This is a genomic window from Aestuariivirga sp. (assembly GCF_044239095.1).
Classification (GTDB): domain Bacteria; phylum Pseudomonadota; class Alphaproteobacteria; order Rhizobiales; family Aestuariivirgaceae; genus Aestuariivirga.
In genome coordinates this window covers 1-8,363 of record NZ_JBIICB010000192.1, presented here as the reverse complement: position 1 = coordinate 8,363, position 8,363 = coordinate 1, and the positions used below count along the sequence as shown (strand labels likewise).

Annotated in this window: 9 protein-coding genes; 5 read left to right on the top strand and 4 right to left on the bottom strand. The window is 64.7% G+C overall.

The window, feature by feature from the left end; all coding sequences use genetic code 11:
- The 3 genes from ACILRA_RS15840 to ACILRA_RS15830 all read left to right on the top strand — a co-directional run.
- On the top strand, positions 1-266 hold a 266-nt coding region (locus ACILRA_RS15840), incomplete at its 5' end, for an HAD-IA family hydrolase (protein WP_395663044.1).
- Complete coding sequence (locus tag ACILRA_RS15835) at positions 263-952, top strand: ATP12 family chaperone protein (protein WP_395663043.1); 690 nt, start codon at positions 263-265, stop codon at positions 950-952. The genes ACILRA_RS15840 and ACILRA_RS15835, both read left to right, overlap by 4 nt.
- A 231-nt stretch (positions 953-1,183) precedes the next feature.
- The gene (locus tag ACILRA_RS15830; RefSeq protein ID WP_395663042.1) at positions 1,184-2,716 is read left to right on the top strand and encodes an acyl-CoA carboxylase subunit beta; all 1,533 of its coding nucleotides are present in this window, start codon (positions 1,184-1,186) and stop codon (positions 2,714-2,716) included.
- Positions 2,717-2,764: 48 nt separating this feature from the next.
- Here the strand turns inward: ACILRA_RS15830 and ACILRA_RS15825 are convergent, their stop codons facing one another.
- The 3 genes from ACILRA_RS15825 to ACILRA_RS15815 all read right to left on the bottom strand — a co-directional run bounded on the left by ACILRA_RS15825 (position 2,765) and on the right by ACILRA_RS15815 (position 4,573).
- A complete protein-coding gene (locus ACILRA_RS15825) occupies positions 2,765-3,382 on the bottom strand; it encodes a 2,3-bisphosphoglycerate-dependent phosphoglycerate mutase (RefSeq protein ID WP_395663041.1) in 618 nt (205 codons plus the stop codon).
- Between the two features lie 3 nt (positions 3,383-3,385).
- Positions 3,386-4,186, bottom strand: a complete 801-nt coding sequence (gene dapB / locus ACILRA_RS15820; RefSeq protein ID WP_395663040.1) for a 4-hydroxy-tetrahydrodipicolinate reductase — start codon at positions 4,184-4,186, stop codon at positions 3,386-3,388.
- Positions 4,187-4,285: 99 nt separating this feature from the next.
- A complete protein-coding gene (locus ACILRA_RS15815) occupies positions 4,286-4,573 on the bottom strand; it encodes a DUF1330 domain-containing protein (RefSeq protein WP_395663039.1) in 288 nt (95 codons plus the stop codon).
- Positions 4,574-4,693: 120 nt separating this feature from the next.
- Here ACILRA_RS15815 and ACILRA_RS15810 point away from each other — a divergent pair, with 120 nt between their 5' ends.
- On the top strand, positions 4,694-5,452 hold the full coding sequence (locus ACILRA_RS15810) for a potassium channel family protein (RefSeq protein WP_395663038.1): 759 nt from the start codon (positions 4,694-4,696) through the stop codon (positions 5,450-5,452).
- Positions 5,453-5,492: 40 nt separating this feature from the next.
- On the opposite strand, the gene ACILRA_RS15805 is transcribed toward ACILRA_RS15810, so the two are convergent.
- Entirely contained in the window at positions 5,493-6,002 is a 510-nt protein-coding gene (locus ACILRA_RS15805; RefSeq protein WP_395663037.1) for a polymer-forming cytoskeletal protein, read from the bottom strand.
- 304 nt (positions 6,003-6,306) lie between these two features.
- On the opposite strand from ACILRA_RS15805, the gene ACILRA_RS15800 reads away from it, so the two are divergent.
- Positions 6,307-8,363 (top strand): DUF3971 domain-containing protein (locus tag ACILRA_RS15800; RefSeq protein ID WP_395663036.1); only part of this gene is annotated, 2,057 nt, incomplete at its 3' end.

The window sequence follows — 8,363 nt, the reverse complement described above, 5'->3', positions numbered from 1 at the left end:
CCGACGACCACCCCTCGAAGCCCCATCCCTCGATGATCGTCACCGCCCTGGCGGAGACGGGCCTCGACCCCGCCGCTGCCATCATGATCGGTGACACGAGCTATGACATCGCCATGGCCCGCGCCGCTGGCATCGGCGCTGCAGGTGTCGCCTGGGGCAATCATCCAACAGCCGAACTGACGAGGGCAGGGGCACATAACATCTCCCATGATTTCAATGAGCTGGAGCAGAACCTTGACTCACTTTGGCAGGAGCGCATGAGATGACGCGCCGCCGTTTTTACAAGACCGTCACCGTCACCGATGATCTCGGCATCGCGCTCGATGGCCGCGCTGTGAAGACACCGATGAAGGCTCCCCTGCGCCTTCCCACACAGCCGCTGGCCGAGGCCGTTGCCGCCGAGTGGGACGCACAGGGCGAGAAGATCGACGCTGCCGCCATGCTCTTCACCAAGCTCGCCAACACCGCGATCGACCGCGTGGCGCAGGACCGTGCACGGATCGAGGCGGAGGTGCTGGACTACGCCAACAGCGACCTCGTCTGCTACCGCGCCGGCCATCCGCCGGAACTGGCGCAGCGCCACATGGCCTCATGGGACCCGGTCGTCGACTGGGCCCGCACCGTGCTCGATGCGCCCTTCGAGGTGACGGAGGGCATCGTCCACAAGCCCCAGCCCCCATCCGCCATCGCCGCCCACGGTCTCGCACTGAAGTCGCTGAGCGCATTTGAACTCGCCGCCTATCATTCGATCATGACGCTCACCGGCTCCGCCCTCATCGCCATGATGCTCGCCAACCGCGCCACAGTGCCCGAATCCGCCTGGCTCGCCGCGCATGTGGATGAGGACTACCAGATCGAGCAATGGGGCCAGGATGCAGAGGCCCAGGCAAGGCGGGCGGCGCGTTATGCGGAATTCATGGCCTGTTGCAGGTTTCTGGGGCTGGCGCGATAGGAAGGGCCCTCATCCGGCCGTTGGCCACCTTCTCCCATCGCGTCGCGACGGGAGAAGGGAACCCTCACCACGATTCCCTTCTCCCGTTGCGCAGCAATGGGAGAAGGTGCCCGAAGGGCGGATGAGGGCCTCTTTCCGCCCCACAAGCCATTGGCCTTTCGGCGGATTTGACCTCGCCCGCCTTGCGCCCTAACACCATTAAAACGATCTTTTACCCTTAGGAGCACCCCCATGCAGGAGATCCTCGAAAAGCTTGAAGCCCGCCGTGTCCAGGCGCGGGCCGGGGGCGGTGCGAAGCGCGTGGCCTCTCAGCACGCCAAGGGCAAGCTCACCGCGCGGGAGCGGGTGGAACTCCTCCTCGACGAGGGCTCCTTCGAGGAGTTCGACATGTTCGTGGAGCACCGCTGCACCGATTTCGGCATGGAGGAGCAGAAGCTTCCCGGTGACGGCGTCATCACCGGCTGGGGCACGGTCAATGGCCGCGTGGTCTATGTCTTCGCCAAGGACTTCACCGTCTTCGGCGGTTCGCTGTCGGAATCCCACGCCCGCAAGATCACCAAGATCCAGGACATGGCGCTGCAGAACCGCGCGCCCATCATCGGCCTGTTCGACGCAGGTGGCGCGCGCATCCAGGAGGGGGTGAACGCGCTCGGCGGCTATGGCGAGGTGTTTCAGAGGAACGTGCTCTCCTCCGGCGTCATTCCGCAGATTTCGGTGATTATGGGCCCCTGCGCGGGTGGTGACGTCTATTCGCCCGCCATGACGGATTTCATCTTCATGGTACGCGACACGAGCTACATGTTCGTGACCGGCCCCGACGTGGTGAAGACCGTCACCAACGAAACGGTGACGGCGGAAGAACTCGGCGGCGCCTCCGTCCATACGACCAAGTCCTCGATTGCCGACAAGGGCTTCGAGAATGACGTCGAGGCCCTGCTGCAGATGCGCCGCCTTATCGATTTCCTGCCGTCCTCCAACACCTCAGCCCTCCCCGAACTGCCGAGCTTCGACCCCGCGGACCGCATCGACATGTCGCTCGACACGCTGATCCCGGCCAACCCGAACCAGCCCTATGACATGAAGGAGCTGATCCTGAAGATCGTCGACGAAGGCGATTTCTTCGAGATCCAAGAGGCCCATGCGCGCAACATCATCACGGGCTTCGCGCGCATCAATGGCCGCACGGTGGGGATTGTCGCCAACCAGCCCATGGTGCTGGCGGGCGTTCTCGACAGTGATGCGGGCCGCAAGGGTGGCCGCTTCGTGCGCTTCTGCGATTGCTTCAACATCCCGATTGTGACGCTGGTGGACGTGCCGGGCTTCCTTCCCGGCACCGCGCAGGAATATGGCGGCCTCATCAAGCACGGCGCCAAGCTGCTGTTTGCCTATGCGGAGGCAACCGTCCCGAAGATCACCGTCATCACCCGCAAGGCCTATGGCGGGGCCTATGTCGTCATGTCGTCCAAGCACCTCCGCGGCGACGTGAACTATGCCTGGCCCACGGCGGAAATCGCGGTCATGGGATCGAAGGGTGCCGCCGAGATCATCTACCGCGCCGAGCTCTCAGACCCTGAGAAGATCAAGGCCCGCGTCAAGGACTATGAGGATCGTTTCGCCAATCCCTTCGTCGCCGCCGAAAGAGGCTTCCTCGACGAGGTGATCATGCCGCATTCCACACGCAAGCGCATCGCGCGCGCCCTCAACATGCTCCGCCACAAGGAGCTGCAGAACCCCTGGAAGAAGCACGACAACATTCCGCTGTAACGCAGGCCCTCCCGCTTCTTCAGCGGGAGAGCACGAGGACACCGCGTCCTACGCCAGCACCTCAACCGACAGCGGACGCGAGTCCGCCCCTAGGTGATAGACCACCGGAACCCCGGTATCGAGTTCCCGCTTCAGGATTTCTTCCGGCGAAAGCCCCTCGATCGCCATGATCAGCGAGCGGATGGAGTTGCCGTGCGCGGCCACCAGCACATGCTTGCCGGACAGCACGTCCGGCTGGATATGCTTCATGTAATAGGGCAGGGCGCGGGCCAGCGTGTCCTTCAGGCTTTCGCCGCCGGGCGGGGGCACGTCATAGGAGCGGCGCCAGATATGCACCTGCTCCTCGCCCCATTTCTGGCGCGCGTCGTCCTTGTTGAGGCCCGTCAGGTCGCCATAGTCGCGCTCGTTCAGCGCCTGGTCCTTCACCGTGGCAAGGTCCGGCTGCCCCAGTTCCCCCAGCATGATGCGCAGCGTGTGCTGGGCCCGCGTCAGCGCGCTGGTATAGGCGATGTCGAACCGGAAGCCCTTGGCCTTGAGCTTCTGGCCTGCCGCATGCGCCTCGCGGATCCCCTGTTCGGTCAAGTCCGGGTCTTTCCAGCCGGTGAACAGGTTCTTGAGATTCCATTCGCTCTGTCCATGGCGGACGAGCACGAGAAGACGATCCATCGGCTACTCCAGTCCCAAAACATCAGTCATTGAATAAAGTCCGGGCTTGCGGTCCATGCCCCACAGCGCGGCCCTCACAGCACCCCTGGCGAAGATGTCCCGGCTCTCCGCCTTGTGGGTGAGTTCGATGCGCTCGGCAGCGCCCGCGAACATCACCGTATGCTCGCCCACCACCGAGCCGCCGCGCAGCGTCGCAAAGCCGATGTCGCCCTGGGGCCTCGCGCCGGTGTGCCCATCGCGTGAGCGCACTGAGCGGCTCTTCAGGTCGATGCCGCGCCCGTCCGCCGCCGCCTGCCCGAGAAGCAGTGCGGTGCCGGACGGCGCGTCGATCTTGTGCCTGTGGTGCATCTCCAGCACCTCGATGTCGAAGTCCTCGCCCAGCGCCGCCGCCACCTTCTTCACCATCACGGCCAGAAGGTTGACCCCTAAGCTCATGTTGCCGGACTTGACGATGCGCGCATGCCGCGCGGCCGCACGGATCTTGGCCTCGCCATCCTCGTCGATTCCCGTCGTGCCGATCACATGCACGATGCGCGCCTGTGCCGAAAGCTCGGCCAGTGCGATGGTGGCCTGCGGCACGGTGAAGTCGATGATGCCGTCGATATGGGTGAACAGTGAGAGCGGATCGTCCGTGATCATCACGTCGAGGGCGCCAACCCCGGCGAGCACGCCCATGTCAGCGCCCACATGGGCCGATCCCTTCGGTTCGATCCCGCCCGCAACCTCCGCCCCCGGCGTCTCGTTCACGATGCGCGTCAGCACGCGGCCCATGCGGCCCGCTGCCCCGGCAATGGCTAGCTTCATTGCGTGTCCTCTTGTTGGGTATGCCTTTTAGCAACCAGATCGGCTCAAGGAAAGCGGCAGAGCCCATCCTCATCTGCCGCGCCGGGACCGGAGAATGTCCTAAACCCCCTCGACCAGAACGATCTCGGCAATCCCCGCACCCTGGCGCCTGGCCTTGGCGGCCTGGTATTCGGGCGAGTTGTAGCAGTCGATGGCGGCCTGGAGGCTCGGGAACTCGATCACCACGTTGCGTGGGCGGCCCTCGCCCTCCATTTGCGTGTGGGTACCCCCGCGCGCCAGGATGGTGGCGCCGTATTTCCGGAAGGCCTCTGGGGCCGCCCCGGCATAGGTCTGGTACTGTTCCGGATCGGTCACCGTCACGTGCGCGATCCAGTATCCCTTCGGCATTGCCTTACCTCGCTTTTTGATTGGGCAGGACTATAGCCCCGTTGCCCGCGGCGTCCAGACTGGACGGCACGGCGCAACTCGCCTACTCAATACTGCATGTTGGAGACAACCTCAGGCGGCATGAAGACAAGGCTGCGGGAGCTCTATGAGGGCGACAGCCCGGAGGCCCACCGGTTCCGCTATGGCCTCCTCATCTTCGATCTTGCGACCATTTTCTTCATCATCGTGTCGTCCTTCCTGCAATCCACCAGCACCGAGATTTTCGATGCGGTGATCGGCGCTGTCCTGCTCGTCGACTTCCTGGCGCGGCTTTGGATCAGCCGGGTGCGCTTGCGCATGGTCTTCAGCATCTACGGCATCTTGGATATCGTGGTCATCGTGTCGATGCTGGCGCCGATCGTGGGCGAGGGGCTGGGCTTCCTGCGGGTTGCGCGGGTGCTGCGCCTGCTCCGCTCCTACACCATGATGAAGCGCCTCCGGCAGGACTTCCGCTGGTTCCGCCGCAATGAGCAGATCGTGCTGTCGGCGCTGAACCTCGTGGTTTTCATCTTCATCATGACGGCGCTGGTCTACGAGACGCAGCATTTCACCAACCCGAAGATCGCAAACTATGCTGATGCGCTCTACTTTACGGTGACGGCGCTCACCACCACCGGCTTCGGCGACATCGTGCTTGAGGGCACGCTGGGCCGGATGATCGCGGTGGTGATCATGATCTTCGGCGTGTCACTGTTCCTGCGCCTCGTGCAGGTGACGTTGCGGCCCGACAAAGTCAACTTCCGCTGCCTCGACTGCGGCTTGATGCGGCATGACCGAGACGCCGTCCACTGCAAGGCTTGCGGGCGGACACTCAATATCCCGGATGAGGGTAACGTCTAAAGCGGGGGGCAAGGGATCTGCCCCACCGCCCGGCGTCTTGCTAGCGGCTGCCGCTGACGTTGATGCGCGGGCGGACTGAGAGGAGGGACCGCGAGCCGCTGTCCGCAGCAGAGTCCCAGCTTGCCGCGCTGAGGGGCGTATAGCGCTCGATCTGCGGCTGCTGTCCGCCCTGGGAGACGGCGCCGGTGAGGCGGGCTCCGGTGTCGATTGCAATCGTGGCGGTGGTGATGTCGCCATCGACCTCCGCGCCGTCCTCGAGGTGGATGTGGCGTGCCTGGAGCGGCCCCTTCACCGTGCCGCGCACCGTGACCTCGTCGGCGGAAACCTCGCCCTCGATCACGGCGTCAACGCCGACGGTTAGCCGCAGCGCGCGGATGGAGCCGCGCAGCGTGCCGTCGATCAGCATGTCGCCGTCGCATTCGATATGGCCGGTTATGTTCGTGCCGGCCGAGATGACTGAGGAATGGCTCTGGTCCACGACATCGGTCGTAGCCTGCGCGGGTTCGATCCGGTTGTCGTTGCCGGCGGACTTCTGCTTACGAAAAAACACGCGCACCTACACTCTAACTCGGCCGGGCGCCCATCACCCAGACCGGGTGAGGTTATCAAGCAAATTCGCCTGTGTCATTGGCAATCGCACGGACCATGCAAAATCTCCGCTACGGCCCGTCCCGCCGCCCGCTCGGGCACCGCGGAGCCCCGTCACGGTTTGGCCCATCTTTGGTGGCCAATGGACCCGCGCCGGAGAGTTTCGGCGTTGCCTGATACAGGCCATGATGGCAGATGATGTAGCAGAATCATGCGAATGAAACGGGTTCAGGTTGCGGCGTCTGGCTAGGATAACCGGGTACGGCATGCTGACGGTCCTCGCCGTCCTGCTTGTTGTGGCCGCCGCCGTCCACATCCGGCTGGCGCAAGGTCCTGTTCAACTGAACTTCCTGCGCCAGACGGTGGAGAGCCGCATCAACGCCAATCTTCCTGCCATGACCGTCTCGGTGGGTGGCGTGGTGGTGGAGCGCACGGGCGGCAGCAATGTTCCCCAGCTACGCCTGCGTGACATTGAGCTCAAGGACAAGTCCGGCAATCTCGTCGCCAGGGCCCCGCGCGCTGCCGTGGATGTCGACGGTGGCGCGCTGCTCTCGGGCAACGTCGTCCCGGTCTCGATTGAACTCATCGGTCCCCGCATCCGGGTGATGCGCAACCTTGAGGGCGGCATCGCGTTCGGCTTCGGAGAGGCAGCACCCGAGGCCGAGGCCGTGGTGGTCGACCCGGATACCGAGGCTTCCCCCAAGAGCGATCAGGACCCAGCACTCGGCGGCGGCGGAACAAGCGGGGCGAGTGGTGCGGGCGCCGCCATCATCGAGATCCTGAGCGGCGCCCCGCGCGCGGAGGGCGGCCAGGCCATCGGCTCCATCGAGACGATCCGCGTCGCTGGCGCCGAGATCCGCTTCTATGATGAGGCAAACGACGCGATCTGGAACATCCCCTCGGCCGAGCTGGTGTTCCAGCGCATGCCCTACGGCTTTGCCGTTGCCGCCACCGCCGCCGTGTCCAACGGCCGGGAGGCTGGCCACTGGTCGGCCGACCTGTCGGCCAGCTACCGCAGCGAAACGCGCAGTTTTTCGATCAGTACGCGGATCAATGATCTGGTGCCGGCCAATATCTCGGACGAGATCTTCGCCCTGTCGCAGCTCGCGCGCGTCAAGGTCCCGCTGTCCGGCCAGGTCGAGATGGAGGTGACAGACCAGGGCCTCGTCACCAGGGCCTCGGGCGAGTTCATCGCGGCGGCCGGTGAGGTGGGGCTTCCGGATTACCTCGCCGAGCCGCTGATCATCGACGAGGGCTCGCTGCGCGCCGATTATGATCCCGTCACGGGCAGCATCGTCATCACGGACTCGCTTCTGCTCGTCGGCAGCTCGCGCGCCCAGCTCAAGGGCAGCCTGCTGCCGGAGCGCAGTGCCGAGGGCCGCCTCACCGCGCTCAGGATCATGCTTGAGGCGCGCAACCTGGCCATCGATACGCAGGGCACCGTCACCTCGCCCGTGGCGGTGGACCAGGTGCGCTTTACCGGCAAGGCGGCGATCGAAGAGGCCCGCCTCGACATCGAAGACCTGGTCGTCATGTCGGGCGACACCGGCATCAGGCTGCGCGGCGCAATCACTGGCGGCTCGGAGTCGGCTGGCATCCTGCTGGCGGGCCGCATGAAAGACCTGTCGGCCAGCCTGCTCAAGCAGCTCTGGCCGCCGGTCATGGCGCCGCGCACCCGCAAATGGGTGAACGAGAATGTCCGCGAGGGCCGCATCCAGGAGGGCGAATTCACCGTCAACCTGCCGGTTGATGCGCTGGCCGCGGCCCAGCGCCAGCGCCGCCTGCCAGAGAATTCGATCAAGCTGTCCTTCAAGATGGACGGCGTCACCTCGGGTTACTTCAAGGATCTGCCGCCCCTCATCGGCGCCTCGGGCGAGGCGAGCCTCACGGACAATGATTTCCGCCTGACGGTCAATGGCGCGGATGTCGTCATGCCGTCGGGTGCCAAGGGCCGCCTCACCTCCGGCACGATGTTGGCGCGCGACATTCTGGGCGGCGAGACGCTGGCCGAGTTCGACCTCGATGTTGAGGGCAAGGCCCAGCCCCTCATCGAGTATCTCGATCAGCCGGCCCTCAACCTCATCCGCCACACCGGCTTCGACACCTCCAAGCTCACCGCCGATGCGAAGCTGAAGGTCAAGCTCAGCATGCCGCTGATCAGGAACCTGCCGAAGAACCGCATCGTGGTGAACGTCGCCGCCAAGCTTTCCAACGCTGCACTGAAGGAAGCCTTGCCTGGCATCGACATTTCCGACGGCGACATCGACCTGACGGTGGAGAAGGGCGTGTTCAGGGCCACGGGGCCGGTCAGGATCTCCGGCAT

Coding starts and splice junctions, on each gene's coding strand:
- ACILRA_RS15835 (WP_395663043.1), top strand. CDS start 263: ATGACGCGCCGCCGTTTTTACAAGACCGTCACCGTCACCGATGATCTC.
- ACILRA_RS15830 (WP_395663042.1), top strand. CDS start 1,184: ATGCAGGAGATCCTCGAAAAGCTTGAAGCCCGCCGTGTCCAGGCGCGG.
- ACILRA_RS15825 (WP_395663041.1), bottom strand. CDS start 3,382: ATGGATCGTCTTCTCGTGCTCGTCCGCCATGGACAGAGCGAATGGAAT.
- dapB (WP_395663040.1), bottom strand. CDS start 4,186: ATGAAGCTAGCCATTGCCGGGGCAGCGGGCCGCATGGGCCGCGTGCTG.
- ACILRA_RS15815 (WP_395663039.1), bottom strand. CDS start 4,573: ATGCCGAAGGGATACTGGATCGCGCACGTGACGGTGACCGATCCGGAA.
- ACILRA_RS15810 (WP_395663038.1), top strand. CDS start 4,694: ATGAAGACAAGGCTGCGGGAGCTCTATGAGGGCGACAGCCCGGAGGCC.